Here is a 25,210-nt window from a genome sequence, read left to right as displayed (position 1 = left end):
TGAATTTTCGGAAGCTTTTTTTATGTAATTATAACTGGAGTTATTTTCTGTTTTTAATATCAACGAATTCCCTATCCGTTTCACCAACGTAAATCTGACGAGGGCGACCAATCGGTTCCTTATTCTCGTGCATTTCTTTCCATTGAGCAATCCATCCTGGTAAACGGCCTAAAGCAAATAGAACGGTAAACATTTCTGATGGAAAACCTAATGCGCGGTAAATAATACCTGAATAGAAATCTACATTCGGATATAGCTTACGGTCGATGAAGTATTGATCAGTTAAAGCTGCTTCTTCCAGTTTTTTAGCAATTTCTAAAATAGGATCATCAATACCTAAGTTTTCTAAGATATCATCACAAGCTTTTTTAATGATTTTAGCTCTTGGATCGAAGTTTTTGTAAACACGGTGACCAAAGCCCATCATGCGGAACGGATCATTTTTGTCTTTCGCTTTTGCAATCCACTTCTCTGTATCACCACCATCAGCTTTAATCAGTTCTAACATATCGATCACAGCCTGGTTAGCACCACCATGTAATGGTCCCCAAAGTGCAGCAATACCAGCAGCGATTGAAGCATATAAATTACAATCAGAAGAACCTACAATACGAACCGTAGACGCTGAACAATTTTGCTCGTGATCTGCGTGCAGGATCAGCAATTTATTCATCGCATTAACAACAATCGGATTTACATCATAATCTTCAGTACGTTGCCCAAATGTCATCCAAAGGAAATTGGTTACATAATCGTATTTATTTTTTGGATAAATAAGTGGATGACCTAATGATTTTTTATAAACAAAAGAAACAATGGTTGGAAATTTAGCCAAAAGTTTGATAATGGTTAAATCTTGTTCTTCTGCGGTCTGATTTGGTTTCAAACATTCAGGATAGAATGTAGATAATGAGAAGATTAACGAACCCAATTGACCCATTGGATGAGATCTTGATGGATAACCATCAAAGAATTTCTTCATGTCCTCATGGATCAGGGTGTGCTTGCTGATATCAGCCTGTAAATCTTCCAGTTGTTTTTGTGTTGGAAGATCTCCGTAAATGATCAGATAAATCACTTCTAAAAAACTCGACTTTGCGGCAAGCTCTTCAATAGAATATCCCCTATATTTTAAAATGCCTTTTTCACCATCTAAAAAAGTGATTTTACTTTTTGTAGAACCAGTATTTTTAAAACCAGTATCTAAAGTTACGAAGCCCGTTAGATCTCTTAATTTCGAAATATCAATGGCCTTTTCATCTTCTGTTCCTGTAATTACTGGCAATTCTATTGTCTTACCATCAACTTTTATCTCTGCAATATCTGACATATTATTGTATTATGTTTATAGCTTTCTAAATTATATAAAATTAATATACATGCATAACAAATCTGTTAAATTAATATGAATAATTAGTCAAAATGAAGTAACAATCATGCTTAATTAAACCTGTTTTAGCACCTTATTTTGCTTTAATCTCTTCGGCAACTCTACCGCATTCTAACATTTCGTCACCATAATAAGGGTTTCTAATTTCCTTTTCAGTTGATAACCAATCACCTCCGTCTCCTTTATTCGCCATAGGGCAATGCTGAACATATATAGTGCCTTTTTCTATTTCTGCATTTTTAAGTAAAGCGATTAAATCAGCACTTAAAACCGTGAAATCTTTTCTTTGCGAAACGAGATTGTTGCTTGCAGCGATTTTGCCTGCAACAGCTGCAGTAGGCTCGCAACCTTTATAGGCTGCCAAACTCATTTGTAACTTTGCTGCAGTTTTTTGTGTACTGGCAGAATCTGATTTTACCAGTGCATTTTTTAAATCTACATACTGGTTAAAGATTTCAGATTTCTGCTTGTCTTTTATAGAAACCTCATTTTTAACCGATACTGAATCCGTTTTTATTGAATCTTTAGTTTCTGTAGATTTTTTTTCTGCCTGGTTGCAGGCCATTAGAATGGTAAGTACGGCTATTCCGAATATTCTTTTCATGGTATTTGGTTTTCGGCTCAAAATAGCAATTTAAATGGTAAATAAATAAAAAAGTCCCGACTTTCGTCGGGACTCCAAAATTATATGATGTTTGAATTATAATTTAAAATTATAGGCTAGCCTCAGGTTAAATTGTCCTGTTTTCATGAAGTAAAGATCCGAAGCGCTGTTGTTTACATAACCTTCATATTTTACACCAAGATCAAGGCCGTTTTTCCATTCGTAACCTAAACCACCGGTATAAATAAAGTTCATATTAGCACCATCTTTGATAGCCAGACCCGAACCAAGTTCCGTAGCCAGGTACATCCTTTCAATTGGGAATACCCTAACACCGCCCATTACCGGAATGAATTCGAATTTTAAGGGGCTACCTTTCCATTTCAAACGGGTATAACCGCCAGAAGCTGTAACGGCTACATAAGGGCTTAAATCATACTGAAGTTTTACATCTGCACCATAACCATAATCCATTTCCGAACGATCTGGAAATAATCCGGCATTTACACCTACGCCGATTTTGAAAGCCATTCCGCTTCCTGTAGTCATTGGCTCGGTGGAACCCATAGTTTGCGCTTTTAAATTAGAGGTGGTTAAAATAGCAAGAGCTGTTAAGGTCGTTGCAAAAAGTTTAGTAGCTGTTTTCATTTTAAATGATATTTTAAGTTATTAATTAAGGATTTAACTTATATACGTTAAAATATCAATGCTGGATTTTCATGTTTTTCAGAATGTTATGAAATAAAAAAAGCCCCAACCAAGGTTGGGGCTTTTCAATATTATTTAGCGGAATGATTATAAGTTGAATCCGTAAGCTAAACGTAGGCCAACATAACCAGTGCTAGTACCATTTCTAGCTAAACCTTCATATTTAAGACCTAAATCTAAACCGTTACTCCATGCATAACCAACAGCTGGTGAATATACAAATGATGTACCGCTACCTTCATTAGTACCGAAACCAGCACCTAGCTCTGCAAGACCATAAGCACCTGCACCTGAATCATTAAAGAAATATTTAACGCCAGCTTTTACAGGAATATAACCAAAGTCTACACCATCAACTGTGATATTACCCACAGTAATATCCTTAGCTAAGAAACGGGTATAACCAGCAGTTACAGGGATTGATAATTGTTTATCGATATCAAACTGATAACGTATATCAGCACCAAGGGCTACATTGTATCCATCACTAGTAGGTATACCACCGATAATTCCTATTCCTAATTTTGGAGAAGATTGCGCATTAGCATTTGTAGTAAAGAATAAAGCCACGACAGCTGCTGAGGTAGCAATAATTTTAGTAATTGTTTTCATTTTAATATTATTGTTTTTGAGTTAAACTAATATGCATCAACAAATACAAAGGCTGTGCCAAAACGGCTTTTTCGCTGTTTTTAATGGATAAAGCAACGTTAAAATGACCAATAATCTTTAATTGAGTTTTACTGAAACTTTTTCCAGAATTTGATGTTGTAACAGGTTTGCAGGTGCTGATGCATCCAGCCAGATAATCTCCACATTGTCCTTTTCCATTTTCCTGAAAAATGTATTTTGTCTTTTGGCGTATTGACAAATGGCAATGCCAAGTCTCAGCTTTAGCTCATCAAAAGTGAATAAGCTATCCAGGTAATTCACAATGAATTTATATTCCAATCCATAGAAAACCAGCATTTCTTTACTAATGCCTTCTTTAATCAATTGCTCTACCTCTTCAATTAAGCCTGCCTTAAATCTTTGATCAAGCCTTGCCAGGATTTTGGCACGTGTTATTTCCACTTCATTTTTTAATCCAAAAATAATGGGTTTAACTTCGGGCCGCTCTACAACTTCCAGTGTGTGATATTTTAAATAATCTGCTACTTCTAATGCGCGGATCAATCTCTTTTTAGAAGATAGATCAACATGATTGGTGCCCTGGTTTTTATCATGTTGCAATTTTAAAATCAATTCCTCTTTCGATAATAAATTTAGTTGATCTCTAAACTGTTGATTTACCGGAATAGCGGTAAAAGCTTGATTTTGCAAAAGGCTGTGGATATACATTCCTGTTCCGCCACAAAGTATAGGTATTTTGTTTTTTTGTGTTATAGCTTCAAAGGCCTGATAGAAGTCGTTTTTAAAAGCGTCTACATGATAACGTTCTCCAGGTGCTAAAATATCAATTAAATGATAAGGGATGTTTTTTCCGTTAATATGATATTCTTGCAGGTCTTTCCCTGTGCCAATATCCATTCGTTTAAATACCTGTCGGCTATCAGCACTAATAATTTCTCCATTTAAAACATCCGCTATGCTTACGGCCAGTTTAGTTTTGCCAGAGGCAGTGGCCCCTAAAATAATGATGAGATTGTGATGATCCATTAAAATTGGAGAATAAACTTTAAACTTCCTGTATTAAACACTTCTTGTGCAAAAACCTCCTGGTCTTTTTTAAGCTGACGATTTAGATTTTCATCTAATCTGTAAATCTGAGGTTCCAAAACCGCGGTTTGCCTGAAACCCAATTTGATATAAGCCTCTCCCGCCGACCAGTCCAGATCTGCATAAGTCATCAAGTCATTAGGTTTATAAGTTGCAGCGAAAAAGGAAATCAATTTACTTAATCCGCCGGTAATGGAATAACCTGCTTTAACAGCAAACCTGATCAGCTCTGCAGATTTATAATTTTCGGAATGATTCATTTTGCGCAATGCAGAAAAGGTAGCAACAGCCACAAGTTCATCTTTTTCAAATAAACCAATTTTATAGCGGCTGCTTACAGATCCCTGCAAGTGATTTTCGATTAAAAAAGAATCAGCAACGGGTTTGGTAATTTTGAATACTTTGGTTTTCCTGCCATGAATGCGGATATTTTCACCAATCAGGGATTTTATTCTCGCTAAAACCTGATCTTGTTTTGATAGCCAAAGGTCTTCCCATAAGTGAATGAGTTTAGTGCCTTCCTGATGATAACTTTCTTGTAGCTTAATGAGCGCCTGCGAATTGAACTTATTATTTAAACTGACGAGGTTGATGATGAGTTTATCATCAATCCGTAATAACTGAAATCCATCTTCTAAATAAAAAAAACAGCCAATTTTGTGATGAGCAAGTGCTAAACTAAATTGATGGTGCCAGTTATCCTCGGAAATTAAATTATTCAATCAGCAGAATTTATTCAGAAAAATTATCTGCTGCAAATTTAACCATCAGATTGTTAAATCCATTCTTTTTCTTTAAAGTTCGTATGGATAATCTCAACTAAAGTTTCTACTTCTTTTAATTTGGCATCATCAAGGGTCGAAATTTTAAAACCCGCTTTATTATCACCAAAATCATATAAATCATGATTTTCTGCAGAAAATTCATCTGTATTGATTTTAACTTCTACAGCATCACCGTTAATATAAACACCTGTAAAAAAGCGTTCAGTCACTTTTTCACCGTTTAATTCAATATTTTTTTCGCTGTATAGATCATACCCGCTTTCCGAATTTTCGTGTACCGTATATCCGCGGGTGGCGTAAGGCTGTATTCCGGCTCTAATGGTCTGAAAAATTTCAACAAGATCAGTTTTCATAATTGTATTTGATTTTAGAATTAAACACCATAGTACAACTATTGTTTAATTTTTATTCTGTCAGCCACCAATTTTCCGTTGGTAAATATTCGTTTAAAATTATGGTTTCACCCAATTTTGGAGTCACTAAAGGAAGCTGTTTCGCTGCAGCCGCTAAAACAACTCTTTTAATAGGTTCGTTCCAGGGATGCATGGCTAAGCTAAACTTACCCCAATGCACTGGCATTAAAACTTTTGCTTTTAAATCGATTGCCGCCTGCACCGTTTGTTCCGGAAACATGTGGATGTAAGGCCAATAGGCATTGTATTGCCCACACTCGAGCAAGGCTAAATCAAATGGACCAAACTCCTCACCTATTTTGGCGAAATGTGTATCATATCCAGAATCACCACCTAAAAATAGTTGGCAGTTTGCAGTTTTCAGTACAAAGGCCGACCAAAGCGTTTGATTTCTTTTAAACTTTCTCCCGGTAAAATGTCTCGCCGGAACAGCTGTTAATTGTAAGTTGTTAAATAATGTTATTGATTCGTTCCAGCTTAGTTCATTTATGTTTTCTTTCTTAATTCCCCATCGCTCCAGATGTGAACCTACTCCCAATGAAGTAACAATGCTTTTAACTTGTGGTGCAATTTTTAAAATACTATCATAATCGAGGTGATCATAATGGTCGTGTGTGATGATCAGGAGATCGATATTTTTAAATTCCTCTGCTTTTATTACGTCGGTGCCTAAAAAAGCCTTACTCCCGATAAATGAAAATGGAGAAGGGGTTTTGCTAAATATAGGATCAACCAGAATTCTCAAGCCAGCTATTTTAATCAGATAAGAAGAATGTCCAAACCAGATAATTTCGGGAGCATCGCTTTTTGGAGTGCCGTTTAAGTCGGGTAAAATATATGGAAGCGCTTTATCCGGAGCCTTATTCGGGTGTTTTTCGAAAAGGAATGCGCTCAAAACCTTAAAAAAACTAACCCCTTCAGGTTGCATGGGCGTTAACGACTCGTTTTGCAAGGCACCATCACGATAATTAGCCAGGTGGCGGATTTTTTCCAATCTTAATCCTTTTGGCAAACGCCCAAAAACCGGAAGATTTATAATGACTAAAAATGCAATAAAGAGAACGAGTACAATATATAAGGTGATCATGTTATTTATTAATTCAGGCAAAGTATGAATATGCTTTTATAAAAATAACATGCCATGGATATTTGACGTATGGATTACGGTTAAGGATTTTAAAGAGCAGTTCACCGACTGGCTACGCCATTATTGTATAACTAACCTTAATTTATACTTTGAAAAAGATTGATATTTAGAGCCTGTTTAGATTTGTATAACAAATATTAATGGCCTTTTGCTGTCACCCTGAGCGTAGTCGATTGCTTTATTAATGTGTTGAAATGGTCTTCGACTGCGCTCAGACTGACATACGAAATAAATTTATTTAATTTTAAACAGGCTTTTATAACAGCGGAAAGAATGAGAAAAAGACATCGCAAACGTTTGATTAATTTGTATTATTACATACCGAAGAAATTTAATGTAGTTTAGCACTCAGAATGCAGTCGAAACCAACAACCATCAAAGAAATAGCCAGAATCTTAAACATTTCTCCATCCAGTGTTTCAAGGGGATTACATGATCATCCGAGCATTGGGGCGGTTACCAAAGAGAAAATTAAACAGCTGGCGAAGTCGTTAAACTATGAGCCTAATAATGCGGCAATTCTTTTTCAAAAAGGGAAAACATATACTATTGGCGTAATTTTACCGGAGCTATCAGAATATTTTTTCTCCGTCGCTATTTCTGCAATTGAAGATGAAGCTATTAAGAAAAATTATACCGTGATTTTTGCTCAATCGCACGATCATTATGAGCAGGAAGTAAAGCTCGTTGAAAAAATGAAAAATCAGCGGGTAGATGGTTTATTGGTTTCCATCAGTAAAGAAACTTCCAGGTTCGATCATTTCGAAAAACTTAATTCTTTTAATATACCAGTCGTATTTTTTGACCGGATACCGCCATTAAAAAACGTGCATTACGTTGCGTGCAGTTTAGAAAGTGCAACAGTAAAGGCTGTAAACTATCTTTTGAAAAAGGGACACAGAAGCATTGGAATGATTAATGGACCGAGCACCTTATATGCGAGTGAGGAGCGCAAAGATGGCTATATGCGGGCAATTGCTTTTAACCGCTTAAAATTCGATCCATCTTTAGTGGTAAACTGCGATTTAACCGAACAAGGTACAATAGATGCTGCCGCACAGTTTTTAAACCACAAAAGAAAACCGACTGCTATCGTTGTTTTTAATGATTATGTGGCGCTGTTTCTAATCAGACACTTTAAAAAATTAAATGTAATTAATGATTATGATATCGTGAGTTACTCAAATTTACCTATTATCAGCTACTTAGACAATTCGCCTATAGCTTCGGTAGAGCAATATCCATATTTGCAGGGGCAAAAAGCAGCCAATATCTTGTTAGATCTTATTCATAGTCCAAATTCTGAGAACCGGGCCTATTACAATACCATTGTAGAATCTGATTTGATTATAAACGAGGTAAAAGAATAAACCAACCTTTGCGCTGAATGACTAACTTTTATTTAAACTTCCCGGCAAAATATTATACTGCTTTTTAAAGGCAGTAATAAAGTGTTGTGCATTTTTATAGCCCACAAGAAAAGAAACTTCATTAACCGTTTTCTTTTCCTTTGATAAAAAATAATGAGCTTTTTCCATCCTGATCTTATAAAGATAGCCAAATACAGTATATCCGGTTAGTTCTTTAAAGCCTCTTTTAAGCTTAAAATCGTTAATACCAACCTTACGCGACAATTCCATTAAAGAATTTGGATTTTGTACATCGTACTCCACTAATTTTTTGGCCAATAGAATTTTTTCTACATCATCCTTTTTCATTATGCCTGTCTGTTTCTTTGGTTTTTGATTAAAATAAGCGATAATCAATTCAAATATCCTGGCCTCCAGATACAGGCGTTTTACCCTACCTTCGTGCCTGGGATAAATAATTTGCTGCAGTATTAAACCAATTTCCGGGCTAATGGATTTCTGGATGTTCTTTTTAAGATCATTAGCAAGTTCTGCACCTGTTAACTGGCAGAAATACTCGTTTGTGAGCTGTATATAAAGGCATTTGGTTTTTCCTACCACATTAAATTTAATCGAATTAATCAGGCCCATATTAAAGTCCTGCTCGTTTTTAGCAAGAGATAAAAAATGATGTTGGTGTCGGTTATGGCAATAATTAATCGTGCCGCTCAGGCAAAATAGAAAGCAAATATGCTGTTGGGAAGATTCAAAGCAAAAACTTTCTTCCCGTTGCGAACCAATGTCTAAAATAGAAATGTGAATCCCGCTAAACCATTTTTGGATGATGTGGAAGTTGAAATCATCTGTTTTTAATTCTGTTACAATCTCCTCTACATCTTTAGCCCCATCAAAATTATCTGGGTAGGTGTGTTCATAAATAATTTTTCCTTCCGGATTGGTTGAGAGTTTAAATTCCATATTGATTTAATCCGTTTAGCGGTATTAATTATCCGTTTAACGTTATCTGTTTTTAGTGAATATCCACAAATTTGCATAATTATTTATAATTAGTCTAAATAAATGAAGATATATTTATCAATTGCCTTATCGCTTTGTGGGTTTGTAACTGTGGCTCAAGAAATTAAAATGGATACAGTAAAGGCAAATGATTTGAGAGAGGTAGTGATTACTGGGCAGTACGGGCCGCAAACTTTGAGAAATTCGGTATACAATGTAAAAACCATAAGTGCAGAACGGATTAAGTTAAGAGCAGCAACCAATGTACAGCAGATTTTAAATACCGAACTCGGTTTTCGTTTTAGTAATGATTTAACCTTAGGCACAACTGATGTTTCTTTAATGGGGATGACTGGTAGAAATATTAAAATTTTACTGGATGGTGTACCGATGGTAGACCGATCGGATGCCCGCGAAAGTTTAAATCAGATAGACGTTAATACTATCGAAAGGATCGAAATTGTAGAAGGCCCGATGTCTGTTGTGTATGGTACCGATGCTTTGGCCGGCGTAATTAATATTATAACCAAAAATCCTGGTAAGCAATTGCTGAGTATTCATGCGCGTGTACAGGAAGAAACAGCTGGAAAAGAATATAACCTGCTTCATGGTGCAGGTCAGCACAATCAGAATCTAAGTATTAGCTGGCAACAAAAAGGCTGGAGTGCTTTGCTTGGTGTATCACATAACGATTTTGGTGGCTGGAATATGGCTCCGAAAACAGCATTTTTAGAAGAATTTAATAGCTATAAAAATCAATGGAAGCCTAAGAACCAATGGCTTGGTAATACTAAAATCGGTTATAGAAATGAAAATTTTAATATATGGTATCGTTTGGATGGACTAAACGAGGATATTGATTCGCGTTTTGGAATAAATCCATCAAGCTTCGAAGGAAAACTGTCTACCTATACCACCAAACGTTATACACAACAATTGCAGTCTGAATGGAGGGTAAATGATAAATTACAGGTCACGGCTATAGGTGGTTACACCGATTTACAACGATCAACCCATACCGTTATCCATAATTTCACAAACAACACAGAACGATTAAGCGTAGATAAGGGTGAACAGGATATCGCAAAATTTAACTCAGCTATTTTTAGGGCGACTGCAATTTACGTATTGAATAAATCAATTGTATTTCAGCCCGGAATCGAATACAACAGAGATGCAGCTAGTGGACAGAGAATTAATGGATCGCCGGTTATTAATGATTATGCAGCGTTTATTTCTGCCGAGATTAAACTTACTAGTGGAATAAGTGTTAGACCAGGATTGAGGTTTATTAAAAATTCCATTTACGATGCCCCTCCTGTAATTCCTTCATTAAATACCAAGTTTACTTTAACCAAAGATTTAGATCTTAGACTGGCTTATGCTAAAGGTTTTCGTTCTCCGGCTTTGAGGGAATTATATTACGATTTTGTAGATGCCAGTCATAATATTTTAGGCAATCCCAATTTAAAAGCCGAAGAATCGAACAGTTTTAATGGCTCCCTGGCCTGGGCAGGCGTACATGAAAAAGATTTGCAGTTCCGTTCTACGCTATCGGGTTTCTACAATTTGTTTAAAAACAGGATTAATTTTGCCGAGTCTCCTACAGATAACTCCATAACCTCACTATTTAATGTAGATAAGTATAAAACGACAGGTGCTACATTAGACAATACATTGATTTACAAAAATATTCAGGCTACACTGGGTGTATCATATATTGGCCGGTACAATGATTTAAGGGTGAGCAACCCAGACCTGGAGACTCCTGAATTTGCATGGGCTACGGAAGTAAACTCGAATATAACTTATACAATTCCGAAAATAAATGGGAGTATCAGTCTATTTTATAAATATACAGGGAGCTTACCAAACTATACACTTACTATAGAAAACGATCCCAACTCAGTAAGACTGACGAAAATCGGTGATTTCCATACTGCAGATTTAATGCTGAACAAAAATCTGTTTAAATCAGTAACCATTAATGCAGGCATTAAAAACCTTTTCGATGTTACTCAACTCAGTAATACTTCAACCGCTACCGGCGGAGCGCATAGCACAGGTGGTGATGTTCCATATAGTTATGGTCGATCGTATGTGCTTGGACTAATTTATAACTGGAATAAACTTTAACAATAAATAACATAATTAAAACAAGATGAATAAACTTAACTCAATTATTGCCGTGGCTTTTCTGGCCATAACATTTACGGCTTGTAAGAAAGATACCGATGAACCCATTTTTATTGCTCCGCCTTCTGATGGAAGTACGTTAACACTTAACGGATTAATTGGTGCTGAAGCTGGAAGCGCCGCAGGAAATAGTGTTTATGTAGATTTTAGTGCAGATAAACAAACTTCGATAGAACGGGATAGTTGGGATTTAGGTTTTTATTCCGGAACTGATTTTAAAGTAATCTTGAATTCAAGCAATGGAGCTTCTGCTTTAGTAATCAATAAAACAGACTTAAACGCTGTAACAATCACCGATTTTGATCCTAATGCTTTAAAAGTTGGTCAAGGACTTGGCAACTTTACAATAGTTGATGATGGTAGAGAACCAAATATTTTAAATAAAACTGCTATTGCGGCTATATCTTCGATTGATGCAGAAAATAAAGTGTACATCATCAATAGAAAAGGTGGAGCCGCAACAGTGCTTGCTAATGAAGAGCTTTATAAAATTAGGATAATCAGAAAAGGCACAACAGGCTATACTTTACAATATGCTAAAGTAACTGAAACTACATTTAAAACATTGGATGTAACTAAAAACCCTGAAGCCAGTTTCCAATTCACCTCCTTAGTTAAAGGAATAGCTGTTACTTCAGAGCCTGCAAAAGCAAGTTGGGATATTGTTTGGGGTTACAGCATGTATTGGACTAGTACTCTTCCATATGCTTTTTCAGACCTGGTTTTCATCAATAATTTGGCTGGTGTAACAGCAGCTTCAATTGCTACCTCTACTAAAAGTTATGCCGCATTTTCTGAATCGGACCTTACAAGTGTAACCTTTTCTGCATCAAGAGATATAATCGGTTCTAAATGGAGAACTTCACCTAATCAACAAGGTTTAGGAGGTGCTGTCAATGATAAAGTTTTTTATGTGATTAAAGATGGCGCAGGAAATGTATACAAGTTAAAATTTGTAAGCTATATTTCTGGAGATGGCGGTACACGTGGTAAACCAGTAATCGAATATAAATTGGTAAAAAAAGGATAATATAAGCTAAGGCTTAATAAAAATATGTTTTGTTAGTTGGATACAAGCTCTCCGCGATGGGGAGCTTTATCTTTTTGGGGCCAAGCCATAGACTTACGAGGTTTGATATGCATATTGCCTGTTAAACCTCGTAAGTCTGGCTCAAGATAGATACCATGGCATAGAGCGGAAAAGTTAATATTTGTGTTTAGCGTTAGCTAGTTAAGATCCTGAAACAAGTTACCATTGACGTTATTTGCAAATTATTATTAATCAGCACTTTAATTGCTTTAGTATTTCCGTCCAGCTAGGCCATAGCACGATATCCCCGTTCTGCTTAAATCCGGCCTAACAAATTTTTCGGGCTGCACTGTCCAAGCCAACCTACTAGCTTCGAAAGAAAAATTTTCAGCCGGCAGTTTTTGTTTCTTTTTGATGCCAAAAAGAAAGAGCCCTTCGGCGGCGGCGAGCCGAGGCAAGACCGAGCAGCAGGAAAAGGGAAACGATTGTACGTCACTCATATTGATTTTTATACAATAAATTACCCCTCAGGGTGAAGATGTGCGAAGCTGCAGACTTACGAAGTTTGACATGCATATTACGGTTAAACTTCGTAAGTCTAACGAATGCTATAAACGCAAAAAGGGGCCTGGCATACCAGAACCCTTTTTGTTTCATACTCACGAAATATTATTTTCCAGAGTTTTTCTTGTCAGTTACTTCTGCACGGATTTCTTGTGCTAAAACTTTAAGATCTTGCATTGCTTTACGCACACGAGTACCAGCAGCTGCGTTGCCAGCATTATAAAATTTTTCTACATCTGCTTCAATAGCAGCAACAGCAGCTTTAACTTTTGAGAATTTTTCCATCGCTAATTGATGTTTTTAGGGTTTAAAAAATTTATTTTTTTCAATAATACATATTTACCTTGAATTAACAACAGAAAGCAAATATTTATTTGCAATAAGTTTTGCACATTTTCACAATCAAAAAAATGCCTTTACACTTATTGCAGCCACATTTTTAACAATTCGAAGATAAAATATTAGCACTTATGCAATTTGCTCAGAGAGCTTAGTCAGGTTATTGAAGGTAAAGTTGGCACTATTTATACAGCGTTCATAATCTGCCTCAGTAACATGCTCATTTAATACAGAAAGAAATATTTTCCATCTTGCGCTCAACTCTTCCCCGTAAACGCCATAATAATTTAGGCCATCCTCGTGGTTTTTAAAATTAGGATTGGCTAAAAGATGCCTTTTAATGACGTTACCGCCCAATGTTGCCCCTTCCAGCACATATAATGCACCTAAAACTTCTGTAATATTTTTTTCAGGAATAAACAATTCAAAACTTAACTCGGGTAAGGTTAAGGTGCTGATATTCCAGTAATTTAGGTCTTGTTCTAAAGCGCCCAGCTTTAACCGGTCCTTCATCCCCAATTGCTCAGCAATAGTTGAGTCTAAACTATTTGCAAGTGTATTTTCTAATTTCTGGTGAATGATATAATTAATAGTTAACAACTTTTTATACTGATCGGTACTTAACGTATTGTTCATAATCTCATTAACGAACATCAGGGATTCTAATGTTTTATGATTTTGTTCAGTTTCGGTTCTCAATAAATTGGAAATCATATTTGGGAGTTTTATTATAAAATAAAAAAGATTCGGACTAATGCCCGAATCTATCCATATTTTTTATTCAATTTTAATTTAATTTTAAATGTTGGTTAAACCAAAAGTCGTGTACGGAATGTACACATTTAACTAAGTTATCGTAACCGTCGGGTTTGGTTAGGTACGCATTCGCACCAAATTCGATTGATGCTTTAACATCGTCCGGATTATCGGATGTAGAAAACAAGATTACCGGTATGGATTTAAGGTAGGGAATATCCCGGATAAATTTTAGTAAATCCAAACCAGATAAGCCTGGTAAATTCAAATCGAGCAAAATTAATTTAGGTTTGGTTTTATTTTCTGCAAAACCCTGAAGTTTTTTCAATGCTTCTACCCCATCTTCAACTATCGTTAAATTCAGTGTATCCTTAACTTCCTGTACAGCACTTTGCATAAAAAAAGCATAATCTATATCATCCTCAACATAAAATATATCTGGTGTTTTCATTTATCTGTTTTTAAAAGCTACAAAAAAGGTCGATCCTACATTTAACTTACTCTCAAACCAAACTCTGCCATGATGTTTTTCTACAATCCTTTTTACAATAGCCAGGCCCACTCCTGATCCTTCAATCTCTTTCACATTATCCATACGCTTAAAAAGCTCAAAAACCCTGTCATAATAACGATTATCAATTCCTATACCATTATCTTTAACCGAATAGATAATCTCCCCTTCGTCTATATACGCAGAAACTTCAATTTTGGGTTGTTCAACCATAGCAGAGTACTTTACAGCATTTCCAATCAGATTTGTAAAAACCTGTGTAATCATAGTTTTATCTCCTTTGATGTTAGGAAGTTGTCCTAAAATTAACACTGAATGATCTGCTTTATAGGCCGACCATACCTCGGTTTTGATGTCTTTAAGCAAAGATTCCATATTTACGGTTTCAAAATGAATCTCAGAACGGCCAACTCTTGCTAAATTTAAAATTTCCTTAATCAATAAGTTCATTTTATCAGCCCCGACTAAAATCCTGCTTAACATTTTTTTTCCTCCCTCATCTATACTCTTGTTTTTAAGCATTAGCTCTGTATAGGTTTTAATCGAGGTAAGCGGAGTTCTCAGATCATGAGATATGGTATAGCTAAACGTATCCAGTTCTTCATAAGCGGCTTGCAGCTTCTCATTAAGTGATCTGATTTCATTCGCCTTTTTATTAATATCGGCAATGATAATTTCGCGTATCCTCAACACAGAAGCAACTTCTTCAGCCATCCATTTTTCAGAGGTATTATTAACTACCTCCGACCAGATTTCGAAAGATTTGCGTGGAGACAGGCTCATTAAATCATTTTCTGATTCAACTACAGATTTATCCGGATTTCCAGCCCAATTTACATCGGTAATCATTTCGGGTTTAAACCAGATGATCATTTCGCCGAGTTCTTTATTTATCAGACTAGAAAGAATGCCAGAGGCGATTGACTTGTATTTTTTAGCTGGAAAATAGATTTCAGACAGCCGATGGGTATAATATATCGACTCATCGTTAGCCGTTTTCAACCATTCAGCAAGTTCCCTTATATCTTCTTCTAATGGTACATTGCCAATGGTTTTGAGTTCATTTTCAAAAATGACGGCAACTCCGGATGCTTTGGTCGCATCTAAAATAGTACGTTTATGGGTGGTTATAGCCTCAATTAAATATTTATCGCGTGTTAAATGCTCAGACAGGATATTCGCCGTACTTTTAAACTGCTCAATAATTTTTGCATCTTCTTCTTCCTGGCGGTATTCCAAAGCTGAAGAAAGAATTTGTCCAATTAGCTTCGCACCTTCTCTTGCCTTATAATCTATAAACTTTGGACTATAATTGTGGCAGGCAATTAAACCCCAAAGCTCACCATGAGAAATCAGGGATATGCTAAAACTGGAGTGAACACCCATATTTTTTAAATATTGAATGTGTATAGGTGATACTGCCCGTAAACCTCCATTTGTTAAATCAAGTGCTTCGTTTTCCTTAAAAGTAATAATGGGTGAATCGGCTACATTTACATCAGCAATTAGTCTGGTTAAATTCAGTTTATATAGTTCTCTTGCTTGTTTCGGAATATCTGATGCAGGGTAATGCAAGCCAAAAAAAGACTCTAACGTTTCTTCTTTTTCTTCTGCAACAACTTCGCCATGTCCATCCTCTAAAAACTTGTAGACCATAATACGGTCGTAATTGATCAATCTTTTTACTTCTTTGGCCGCTCCCTTTAATAAGGCCGAAATATTTTTGCCCTGAAGCATAGATGAAGCTGAACGGCCAATTGAACTTTGAATGTCGAACTGCAGCGTAACCGGTTCAAACTCTAATAACCAGTCGTTTTTTGACGAAGAAATAATGAGGTAAAATGGAAGTCCGTTAATCTCCAAAGGATGTGGACTAATGGCATCAAAACTTTTACGGATAATACCCAGTTTAAGCAAGTCTTCAATGTTAAACGCAGAATCTTGTTGTTTAATAAAATGATTTATCTCAGACAGTGGTTTATTTAATAAGCTCCTGGCTGGCTCTTTTAAGAAATCTCCTGTATTTTCACTCAGATAAGTAATGGTTGAACTGTTCTTATCAACAGCCAAGAGGAAACCATGTGATTGAATTTTGCCCGGTATGTGAATGGGCTCTTTATCACAATTGGTTAGGTCTACAGAAAATTTAGTCATATGTATTTTTTTGCAGCATATTTAATCTTACGAATTAACAAATATAAAGCGTATATTTTAGAATGTCTATAATTTGATAAATTAGGATTTGAGATTTGTTTTTTATTATATATTTGTTTCAATTTAAAAAAAATCATTCAAACTTGGCAAAGAAAAATATTTTGGTTATTGAAGATAACCATGCGATCCTTGATGTTATAACTCTTATTTTGGAAAGCGAATCTTTTAATGTTGATGGGCTAAATAAAGGTGCTAACTTTATTAATCATGTTCAGGAATTTAATCCGGATGTAATAATTATGGATATTATGCTTCCTGATGTTGATGGAAGGGTACTTTTAAAAGAATTAAAAGAGACTGAGGCTACAAATCATATTCCTGTATTAATGATTTCTGCCCGTTACAATGCAAACAACTATTCATTAGATGGTATAGAAGCAGATGATTTTATGGCCAAGCCTTTTAACATTGACGAATTGATGGATAAGATTTATGCTTTACTGAGGAAATAGGCTTTTATTCTGGCATACCAGGCAATTTTATTCCCCCAAGTTTTAGGTTTTTCATTAATACTTCCAGAAAAGAGAGTTTAGTATCTGTAAATCCATGCGCATTAACCCATATATTTATATTTGCTCTATAACCACTATCTTCTAAAGCAGACACGCCTATTCTTCTTTCTGGTGTTTTTAAACAAGAACTAAATTCATCGACAGTTTTATTAAAAATTGAAACAACTTTTTCATAATCGATTCCATAACTAAATTTAATTTCAATATCCAATCTTCTAATCCCTTCCCTGCTAATATTGATAATCACCTCATTCGATAATTTACTATTTGGAATAACTACTGTTCTGTTATCAAAGGTTTTAACTATGGTGTAAAATATCTGGATTGAGGTTACCGTGCCTTCCTGGCCTTGTGCAATAATATTATCACCCACAACAAAAGGTTTTAATAGTAAAATTAATACTCCACTGGCAAAATTTTGCAGGGTACCTGATAAAGCTAAACCTGCCGCAACACCGATACCACCAATAAGCACGGTTAAAAAAGTAAGCTGAATGCCAATAATCTGCATTACCGTAAGTACCAATAAAATTCTTAAGGTAATCAGCATTAAACTGGTTAGAAAAGGCCGCAACGATGGATTTACATCCTTTCGATGCATGCCGCCCTGCACCCATTTTCCTAATAACTTAATTAGCCATAACCCTAAAAAAAGGATTACCATACCTAAAATTACAGATGGTCCTTTGTCAATTATCCAATCGTAAGCCTTATCATAAAATTGGTTGATATTATTGGCATCAGTCTTCATAAATTAAGGGGGCTTCTCTAAATATTACGGTTTTTTATGTTTAACGGAAGTGTCTTTAGTTACACTTACTTTCTTTGCATCTTTAGCTGATGTTACTTTGTCATCAGCTCCTTTAGCTTTTGCATTGTCCGGTGCAGTAGCCTTGCTACTTTCTGCAGTTGTTTTAGCATTTTTCATATTCTTTTCTTTAATAATTAATCTTCGGTGTTGAGCCAGGCTTTTGCTTCTTCTATTTCTTCTGGTTTAAAACCTTTAGACTTGCCTGGCGTAACTACTGTAAAAACATCAGTAAACCACTCCACTCCCTTTTCCGCACTTACTACAGCAATTTTTTTCCATTTGGCAAAATTTTGCAGACCAGCTTTAACATCTTCTACCCATGCCCCAGCCGTGAAATTTTTCACATCAGTTTCTAACACAAGCAAATACCTGATTTCCTTAAATCGCTTAGCGGTTCTTTGCAAGCCGGTTAATAAAACACTCTTCACATCATCGCTCGTCACTTCTCCGGTAGCTCTTACGCCAAAAATATGATCTGGTAGTCCTGTTATTTCAGTTAGCATAAAATTTCTTTTATTTAAGAACACCATAATTCACCAAGATGTTTGCTATTTAAATAAATTCTGAAAGTTGTGTCGTAACCCAAACACTATCATGCTGATACTGTTATAGAAACAATATTTATAAATAAACAATCCTATGGAGATAAATTTCTTAAAATCTTTTACGCTTGCTTGTGGGCTGGCTGTTTTACTTTCTGCCTGTACGGGTGGAACAAAAAATACAACCGTTACAGATTCGACTACAACTGATTCAACACTGGCTGCAGCATTAAAACCTGCTGGCCCTGCCCCTGAATGGGGAAAAACAATAAAGCCGGAAATGCAGGTGGTTATAGAAAAACTAAGTAGTTATGGAGATAAACCTTTAGAAACTTTAAGCGCTGCTGATGCGCGCAAAAACCATACACCAACGGATGCCGTAATGGATTTAGTAAAACAGAATAACATTGCGGTGCCGGCGCCTAAGGTAGATACCATGGGTAAAGATATTGATGTTACTGGCGGCAAAATCCATTTGCGTATTTACACCCCAAAGGAAGGAAACGGACCATATCCACTCATTGTTTATTATCACGGTGGTGGTTTCGCTATCGCCAATTTAGATGTTTATAACGCATCTGCACAGGCTTTGGCAGAGCAGGTTGGTGCAATTGTAGTTTCTGTGGCTTATCGCTTAGCCCCCGAAAATAAATTTCCTACCGCGCATAACGATGCTTTTACCGCTTATGAATGGGCTGTGAAAAACGCAGTAGACTTAAAAGCCGATCCGGCAAAAATTGCAGTTGTTGGCGAAAGTGCAGGTGGTAATTTAGCGGCAAACGTATCTATTATGGCCAGAGACAAACATATTATGCTTCCTGTTCACGAAGTTTTGATCTATCCTATTGCTCAGGCGGATATGAATACTGAATCTTATAAAATGTATCAAAATGCAAAACCGCTAAACAAAGCAATGATGGGCTGGTTTAATGAACAATACCTAAACACGATGATTGAAGCGCAAGATCCTAAAATTTCATTGGTTAATGCCAATTTAAAAGGCCTTCCACCAACAACTATTATCACGGCTGAAATAGATCCCTTACACGATGATGGCATCATGTTAGCCAATAAACTAAAAGCTGCTGGAGTTAAGGTGAATACAAGGAATTACGAGGGCGTTACGCATGAGTTCTTTGGTATGGCTTTGCTTGTACCCGAAGCAAAAGCGGTACAGGCTTATGCCGCTGATCAGTTAAAAGCTGCTTTTAAATAAATAAAAACTTTCCGGAGTGAAAATCAGGGTTTCACTCCGGAAAGTTTTCGTACAGCGTTTGGCGTAAGGCGATTATATAAATACTTCTATTTATAAATTCTAATAGAAAAGTCGTCCTCTCGACTGAAGAGCAGCGGAACGGAGAGATTCTACAGAATAAATTATTAATTGATTACATGACATATTGTTATATCATTCGATTAAACTACTCCTGTCGCCAAACGCTTAGCTCCTACGCTCCTTTCTTAGTACCCAAACTCTGCATCAATTGATCATATAGATCATCGCTCGAAGCTTTTTGCGGTTTCATCTTTTTAACGGTTGCTCGTTTTCCTTTAGCTTTTGCTTTAATGATTTTCAATAATTCATTACTGTAATCATCTTTAAATGTACTGAGGTCGAATTTTGAGCTGTATTGTTTAATCAAGGCCAGTCCTACATCCATTTCTTTTTTGGTGATGGTAATATCATCAACCTTATTAATTTCCGAAAGGCTCCTGATTTCCTGTTCAAATCTGATTTTTGTAATAACAATTACATGTTCCATAGGATGGATTACACAAAGGTTTTCTGTGTTCCTTAATACGAACCTGGCAACACCAGCTTTTCCCGATTTCTCTAAGGCCTTTAGTAATAGTCCATAAGCTTTTTTGCCTTGTTTTTCAGGCTCGGTATAATAAGAAGTTTCATAATAAATAGGATTAATATCCTTTATATCAACAAAATTCTCCAGTTCAATAATTTTAGTTTTTTCAGGTGCAGCCTCTTCAAAATCGTGCTTATCTAAAATAACGTACCTGTCTTTCAAAAAATAGCCTTTAACTATTTTCTCATAAGGTACCTCTTTATGTGTATTTTCATTCACTCTTAGAAATTTAATCTTTGCCTGATCACGTTCATCGAGCATATCTAAATCAAGATTACTATTCTGGACTCCTGAAAACAACTTAATCGGGATATTTACCAAACCAAACCCAATCGAACCTTTCCATATTGATCTCATAGCTTAATATTTACTTACTAACAAGCTCCTAAAACAGATTGTTTTGGGTTTATTAAGCGTAAATTGAGGAAATCACAAACTATTTAGATAATGCAATGTTATTTAAGTATCAACCCTATCTGAAATACATATGAAAATCGCCTATATTTCAACCTATCCTCCGCGCGAATGTGGTTTAGCAACATTTAATCAGAATTTGGTTAACGCATTAAGTTTAAATCCTGCTTACAATCCGCAAAAAAGTTTTGTTGTTGCCTTAAATGAATCGGATGATGTTAATGAACACGATTACCCAAACGAAGTAAAATTTGTCATCCGTCAACAAAATCAAAAAGATTATATTGATGCTGCAGATTTTATCAATAACAGTGATGTAGATAGCTGTATCATTGAACATGAATTTGGTATATATGGTGGCAACAGCGGTGTATTTTTATTGTCTTTAATTAACAGATTAAAAAAACCATTCATTACCATTTTGCATACGGTTTTAAAAGAACCTAATTTTATGCAGCAGACCATTATTAAAGAGATTGCGGTTAAATCGTCTAAAATAGTGGTAATGAGCAAAAAAGCAGTCTTATTTTTAACCAGTATTTATCAAATCCCTAAGGCTTCTATCAAATTAATAGAGCATGGAGTTCCAGATCTGGAACCTATACCAAATAATGAAATTGCACAAAGTGAACTTTTTAAAAATCGAAAAGTGCTTTTTACTTTTGGTTTAATTAGCAGGAATAAAGGTTTAGAAACGGTGATTAAAGCTTTACCCAGCATTGTAGCGCAACATCCTGATGTTTTATATGTGATTTTGGGCAATACCCATCCTGGCGTGGTAAAACATAATGGTGAAGAATATCGCGATAGTTTAAAAGCATTGGCGAAAGATTTAGGAGTTGAAAACAATATTGCTTTCGTCAATAAATTTGTATCTGAAGAAGAATTGCATCAATATTTAACAGCCTGTTATTTATATATTACGCCTTATTTAAATGAAGCCCAAATTACCAGCGGTACCTTATCTTATGCGGTAGGCGCTGGTGCGGCAGTAGTTTCTACCCCATATTGGCATGCGCAGGAACTTTTAGCCGATAACAGAGGGAAATTATTTGATTTTAAGAATGATGTACAATTGGCAACCATTGTAAACGAACTTTTAAGTGATCAAGATAAATATCAGAAACTGAAGCAAAATGCTTACGAATATGGATTGAAACTGCGCTGGCCTGCAATTGGGAGTGTTTATCTTAACGTCTTAACCCAGGCTTTGACCGCAGGAAAAAAACCAGAAAGAGTTACTCCTCCTATTATTGATATTGAAAGTATGCCAGTGCTCAATTTAAACCATATTTCACTGTTAACAGATGATACAGGAATAATTCAGCATGCCCGTTTTGGTATTCCAAATTTGAAAGAAGGCTATTGTATTGACGACAATGCCAGAGCTTTGATTATGGCGTTAATGGCTATCGGGCAGGATAAAAATCCTAAAGCTTTAAAATTGATGCCCGTTTATCTTAGTTTCATTCAATATATGCAAACGGATGATGGAAATTTCAGGAATTTCTTGAGTTTTAACCGCAATTATCTGGATGAAATAGGCTCTGAAGATTCTTTTGGCCGGACCATTTGGTCATTGGGCTACTTAGTTTGCAGTGCACCCAACAATTCTTACCGTGAATTCGGCAGAGAATTATTTTCGCACTCTATTCCACATTTCAGGGAATTAAAATACCTCCGTGGAAAAGCAAATACCATTATTGGTTTATCCTATTACCTGTGTGCTCATCCTGGTGATGAGTTAATTACAAAAGAAATCAATTTGCTGGCCAATTCATTAATGGTATCATATAATGACAATAAAGATGGCGATTGGCATTGGTTTGAAGATATTCTTACTTATGATAATGCAATACTTCCTTTGGCATTGCTTCATCATTATGAAGTTACCGGGAATACTGCATCGTATAAAATTGCCATGGAAAGTATTGAATTTTTAAATAGTTTTTCTTTCGAAAATGGATATTTAAATCCTGTCGGCAATGCCGGATGGATGAAAAAACATGGTAAAAATCCAATTTACGATCAACAGGCTATAGAAACAATGGCAATGGTTTTACTCTACGCTAAAACCTTTGAGGTGACTAAAGATGATCAATATTTAAGTTTAATGCATATCAGCTATGAGTGGTTTTTAGGAAAAAATAGCTTACATATTCCTTTGTACGATTTTGAAACACATGGTTGTGCAGATGGCTTACAATTTAACAGTGTCAATAGAAATCAAGGTGCGGAAAGTACATTGGCCTATTTTATTTCACATTTGGCTATTCTTAAAGCAGCAGAAGCAGAATATGAAACCTTGTCTTCCCCCTTAGTGGAGGCAGATAAATGTAGCTAGAGATAAATTTGTCCTGGAAATATTAAGGCTGGTTCAGAAACGAACCAGCCTTTTTTTGTAGTAAAAGCCAGGTCATCCTTAAATTGTCTCAGATGACTTAGGTGGTCAATATTATTTTGAAAATCAGGGTTCGGTACGCTTCTGTTACAGCAGTCCTGCTATCTCTTCAAGTCCTCACTCATCGCTCCGGGCTTTCCGTTCTATCAGGTTTATTTAAATTTGGTATGTGGTTCTTAGGATTTTAGATTCACCACTACCCTCGGTCTGTGTACTCACAGACCATGGAAAGGAACTTATGCTATCAAAACCTCGCAGGTTTTTTAAACCTGCGAGGTTTAATGATATTAAATTCATTGCCTCGTTGTAATGAGAAATATCGTTAATTATTTATCATTATTCTCCAACAATTTATTCAACAGCAGCTCTAAATTTACCGTTGCAAAAGAAGAACTATAATCAGACAATCCGTAAGGAATAATCAGTTCACCGTTGCTGATAATCGATCCGCAGGAATATACCACGTTAGGCACGTAACCTTCACGTTCATCATTATTGGGAATAATCAATGGTTCTTTTAAATGACCTATTTCTATACTTGGGTCTTCAAGATCCAATAAACTTACGCCAATGCAGTACCTGCGCATTGGACCCACTCCATGCGTAATTACAATCCATCCTTTTTCTGTTTCTATCGGAGAACCACAATTGCCGATCTGTACCAGCTCCCAATCGTAACGGGGCTGTTTTAACAGGATTGGGTTTTCCCAAACATTAACTTTATCCGAAAACATCAGGTAATTATTCCAGCCATCTATCCGGCTCATCATTACGTATTTTCCCTTAATTTTTCTTGGAAATAAGGCCAGGTTTTTGTTCTGTGCGCCATCGCCATAAAGTGGAATCACCTTAAATTCATAAAAATCTTCAGTTTGAACAAGTTTAGGGATAATCAAAGAGCCGTCAAATGCTGTATATGTGGCATAATAAAGTACTTTTCCATCGTCTTTAATAAATTTCACGAAACGTGCATCTTCAATCCCTTTACGTTCAAATTCTGAAATAGGAAAAATTACACGATCAGATATGTCGGTATCTTTAGAGAAAGTGATCGTGTGATAAGTATCTGATAACCAAAGCACTTTATCGTATTCGATTAAACGGGAAGGATTATCTTTGTGTAAGCTTTTAGAATCTTTGATGATATTGCTCAAACTGGTATATTCAAATTTGTCATCCAGTTTTGATTCAATTTCTTCTAATACAGAAGGATCAATCTGCGCATAAGCTGCTTTTTTCAGGAATAGTTTTTTAACATAAATTGCATTTTTTACTACCTCGGCTTCATCAACATAATTCCCAACTGGCAAAACCTGGATATTATTGTTTTTATCAATTAATGCACGCCTGAAAACAATCGAAGAAATATGCCCCTCACCTACGGCCCTAAAGCTGATGATTACTCTCTTTTCACCTTCCACTAAATCGGTTTGATCAGGATCATCAACAATGCTGGGATTAAAAAAAGCAGCCGATTCTATTGAATATTCGTGCGTAAAGTAAGCACCAATCAGCAATCTGGTGTATTCATCAATATCTTCAAATTCGGTGCCTAATGCTGCAAATTGTTTTTTTAGCTTTTTACAGTGCCGGGTCAGGATTTTGGTAATATTCCGGTGTCTTTTAGAATATTCCTGTAATATGGGCGATATCAGCGAAAATACTTTTTCATCTGAAAACTCTAAAACCTTCCTGATTACCTCTAATGCTCTCTCCTCTCCATTAAAAAAAAAACGTGCAATAACTCTTTTAGTATCTGGGTTAACCTTAACAGGTTTACGTTCTATGTATAATCTCATTATTTTTGCTGTTTATTGTAATTTTAACGCTTTCCGCCTAATGTCATCCAACTTTATAATAACGGAAGTTACGACTTAATTGTTTATATTATTTACAGTATTTGCGCATAATTTTTACCTTTAATTA

Annotated in this window: 24 protein-coding genes; 6 read left to right on the top strand and 18 right to left on the bottom strand. The window is 35.8% G+C overall.

What is annotated here, in order from left to right; genetic code table 11:
• Positions 1-40 precede the first annotated feature (40 nt).
• From KYH19_RS08040 to KYH19_RS08005, 8 genes are all read right to left on the bottom strand, one after another.
• Entirely contained in the window at positions 41-1,330 is a 1,290-nt protein-coding gene (locus KYH19_RS08040) for a citrate synthase (RefSeq protein ID WP_121287879.1), read from the bottom strand.
• Positions 1,331-1,463: 133 nt separating this feature from the next.
• Positions 1,464-1,994, bottom strand: coding sequence for a DUF3347 domain-containing protein (locus KYH19_RS08035; RefSeq protein ID WP_132399741.1), 531 nt, complete (start codon positions 1,992-1,994; stop codon positions 1,464-1,466).
• Between the two features lie 96 nt (positions 1,995-2,090).
• Positions 2,091-2,642: a hypothetical protein gene (locus tag KYH19_RS08030; protein WP_132399738.1), complete on the bottom strand. Its 552-nt coding sequence runs from the start codon at positions 2,640-2,642 to the stop codon at positions 2,091-2,093.
• Between the two features lie 147 nt (positions 2,643-2,789).
• A complete protein-coding gene (locus KYH19_RS08025) occupies positions 2,790-3,314 on the bottom strand; it encodes an outer membrane beta-barrel protein (protein WP_219078268.1) in 525 nt (174 codons plus the stop codon).
• Positions 3,315-3,431: 117 nt separating this feature from the next.
• Positions 3,432-4,361, bottom strand: coding sequence for a tRNA (adenosine(37)-N6)-dimethylallyltransferase MiaA (gene miaA / locus KYH19_RS08020; protein WP_219078267.1), 930 nt, complete (start codon positions 4,359-4,361; stop codon positions 3,432-3,434).
• Positions 4,361-5,143: a hypothetical protein gene (locus KYH19_RS08015; RefSeq protein WP_219078266.1), complete on the bottom strand. Its 783-nt coding sequence runs from the start codon at positions 5,141-5,143 to the stop codon at positions 4,361-4,363. The genes miaA and KYH19_RS08015 overlap by 1 nt, the downstream gene beginning before the upstream one ends.
• 53 nt (positions 5,144-5,196) lie before the next feature.
• Complete coding sequence (locus KYH19_RS08010) at positions 5,197-5,559, bottom strand: hypothetical protein (RefSeq protein ID WP_132399729.1); 363 nt, start codon at positions 5,557-5,559, stop codon at positions 5,197-5,199.
• Positions 5,560-5,611: 52 nt separating this feature from the next.
• A complete protein-coding gene (locus KYH19_RS08005) occupies positions 5,612-6,706 on the bottom strand; it encodes an MBL fold metallo-hydrolase (protein ID WP_255562589.1) in 1,095 nt (364 codons plus the stop codon).
• Positions 6,707-7,119: 413 nt separating this feature from the next.
• On the opposite strand from KYH19_RS08005, the gene KYH19_RS08000 reads away from it, so the two are divergent.
• Positions 7,120-8,136: a LacI family DNA-binding transcriptional regulator gene (locus tag KYH19_RS08000; RefSeq protein WP_219078264.1), complete on the top strand. Its 1,017-nt coding sequence runs from the start codon at positions 7,120-7,122 to the stop codon at positions 8,134-8,136.
• A gap of 21 nt (positions 8,137-8,157) precedes the next feature.
• On the opposite strand, the gene KYH19_RS07995 is transcribed toward KYH19_RS08000, so the two are convergent.
• Entirely contained in the window at positions 8,158-9,093 is a 936-nt protein-coding gene (locus tag KYH19_RS07995; RefSeq protein WP_219078263.1) for a helix-turn-helix transcriptional regulator, read from the bottom strand.
• A gap of 102 nt (positions 9,094-9,195) precedes the next feature.
• Between KYH19_RS07995 and KYH19_RS07990 the strand changes: the two genes are divergently transcribed.
• Positions 9,196-11,268, top strand: coding sequence for a TonB-dependent siderophore receptor (locus KYH19_RS07990; protein WP_219078262.1), 2,073 nt, complete (start codon positions 9,196-9,198; stop codon positions 11,266-11,268).
• Between the two features lie 25 nt (positions 11,269-11,293).
• A complete protein-coding gene (locus KYH19_RS07985; RefSeq protein ID WP_219078261.1) occupies positions 11,294-12,358 on the top strand; it encodes an HmuY family protein in 1,065 nt (354 codons plus the stop codon).
• Positions 12,359-13,027: 669 nt separating this feature from the next.
• Here KYH19_RS07985 and KYH19_RS07980 read toward each other — a convergent pair.
• The 4 genes from KYH19_RS07980 to KYH19_RS07965 all read right to left on the bottom strand — a co-directional run bounded on the left by KYH19_RS07980 (position 13,028) and on the right by KYH19_RS07965 (position 16,682).
• Positions 13,028-13,207 (bottom strand): hypothetical protein, encoded by a 180-nt coding sequence (locus KYH19_RS07980; protein WP_010602585.1) that lies wholly within the window; start codon positions 13,205-13,207, stop codon positions 13,028-13,030.
• A 183-nt stretch (positions 13,208-13,390) separates the two neighbouring features.
• Positions 13,391-13,975: a biliverdin-producing heme oxygenase gene (locus tag KYH19_RS07975; RefSeq protein WP_219078260.1), complete on the bottom strand. Its 585-nt coding sequence runs from the start codon at positions 13,973-13,975 to the stop codon at positions 13,391-13,393.
• 73 nt (positions 13,976-14,048) lie between these two features.
• On the bottom strand, positions 14,049-14,468 hold the full coding sequence (locus KYH19_RS07970; RefSeq protein ID WP_132399709.1) for a response regulator: 420 nt from the start codon (positions 14,466-14,468) through the stop codon (positions 14,049-14,051).
• Entirely contained in the window at positions 14,469-16,682 is a 2,214-nt protein-coding gene (locus KYH19_RS07965; RefSeq protein WP_219078259.1) for an ATP-binding protein, read from the bottom strand.
• Between the two features lie 143 nt (positions 16,683-16,825).
• Between KYH19_RS07965 and KYH19_RS07960 the strand changes: the two genes are divergently transcribed.
• Positions 16,826-17,194 (top strand): response regulator transcription factor, encoded by a 369-nt coding sequence (locus KYH19_RS07960; protein ID WP_219078258.1) that lies wholly within the window; start codon positions 16,826-16,828, stop codon positions 17,192-17,194.
• A gap of 4 nt (positions 17,195-17,198) precedes the next feature.
• On the opposite strand, the gene KYH19_RS07955 is transcribed toward KYH19_RS07960, so the two are convergent.
• From KYH19_RS07955 to KYH19_RS07945, 3 genes are read right to left on the bottom strand one after another with little or no spacing between them, the layout of a single operon-like run.
• Complete coding sequence (locus tag KYH19_RS07955; RefSeq protein ID WP_219078257.1) at positions 17,199-18,005, bottom strand: mechanosensitive ion channel family protein; 807 nt, start codon at positions 18,003-18,005, stop codon at positions 17,199-17,201.
• A gap of 24 nt (positions 18,006-18,029) precedes the next feature.
• Complete coding sequence (locus tag KYH19_RS07950) at positions 18,030-18,182, bottom strand: hypothetical protein (protein WP_219078256.1); 153 nt, start codon at positions 18,180-18,182, stop codon at positions 18,030-18,032.
• Between the two features lie 17 nt (positions 18,183-18,199).
• Positions 18,200-18,568: an STAS/SEC14 domain-containing protein gene (locus tag KYH19_RS07945; protein ID WP_219078255.1), complete on the bottom strand. Its 369-nt coding sequence runs from the start codon at positions 18,566-18,568 to the stop codon at positions 18,200-18,202.
• A gap of 136 nt (positions 18,569-18,704) precedes the next feature.
• Here KYH19_RS07945 and KYH19_RS07940 point away from each other — a divergent pair, with 136 nt between their 5' ends.
• Entirely contained in the window at positions 18,705-19,823 is a 1,119-nt protein-coding gene (locus KYH19_RS07940; protein WP_219078254.1) for an alpha/beta hydrolase, read from the top strand.
• A 232-nt stretch (positions 19,824-20,055) separates the two neighbouring features.
• On the opposite strand, the gene KYH19_RS07935 is transcribed toward KYH19_RS07940, so the two are convergent.
• Complete coding sequence (locus KYH19_RS07935; protein ID WP_219078253.1) at positions 20,056-20,826, bottom strand: Ku protein; 771 nt, start codon at positions 20,824-20,826, stop codon at positions 20,056-20,058.
• A 130-nt stretch (positions 20,827-20,956) separates the two neighbouring features.
• Here KYH19_RS07935 and KYH19_RS07930 point away from each other — a divergent pair, with 130 nt between their 5' ends.
• On the top strand, positions 20,957-23,227 hold the full coding sequence (locus KYH19_RS07930) for a glycosyltransferase family 4 protein (protein ID WP_219078252.1): 2,271 nt from the start codon (positions 20,957-20,959) through the stop codon (positions 23,225-23,227).
• A gap of 383 nt (positions 23,228-23,610) precedes the next feature.
• Here KYH19_RS07930 and KYH19_RS07925 read toward each other — a convergent pair whose 3' ends face one another.
• On the bottom strand, positions 23,611-25,083 hold the full coding sequence (locus tag KYH19_RS07925; protein WP_132399686.1) for a glycoside hydrolase family 130 protein: 1,473 nt from the start codon (positions 25,081-25,083) through the stop codon (positions 23,611-23,613).
• Between the last annotated feature and the right edge of the window lie 127 nt (positions 25,084-25,210).

The organism is Pedobacter sp. D749 (assembly GCF_019317285.1).
Taxonomy (GTDB): Bacteria; Bacteroidota; Bacteroidia; order Sphingobacteriales; family Sphingobacteriaceae; genus Pedobacter.
The sequence above is the reverse complement of the archived record's forward strand: the minus strand, read 5'-3'. Positions and strand labels throughout refer to the sequence as shown.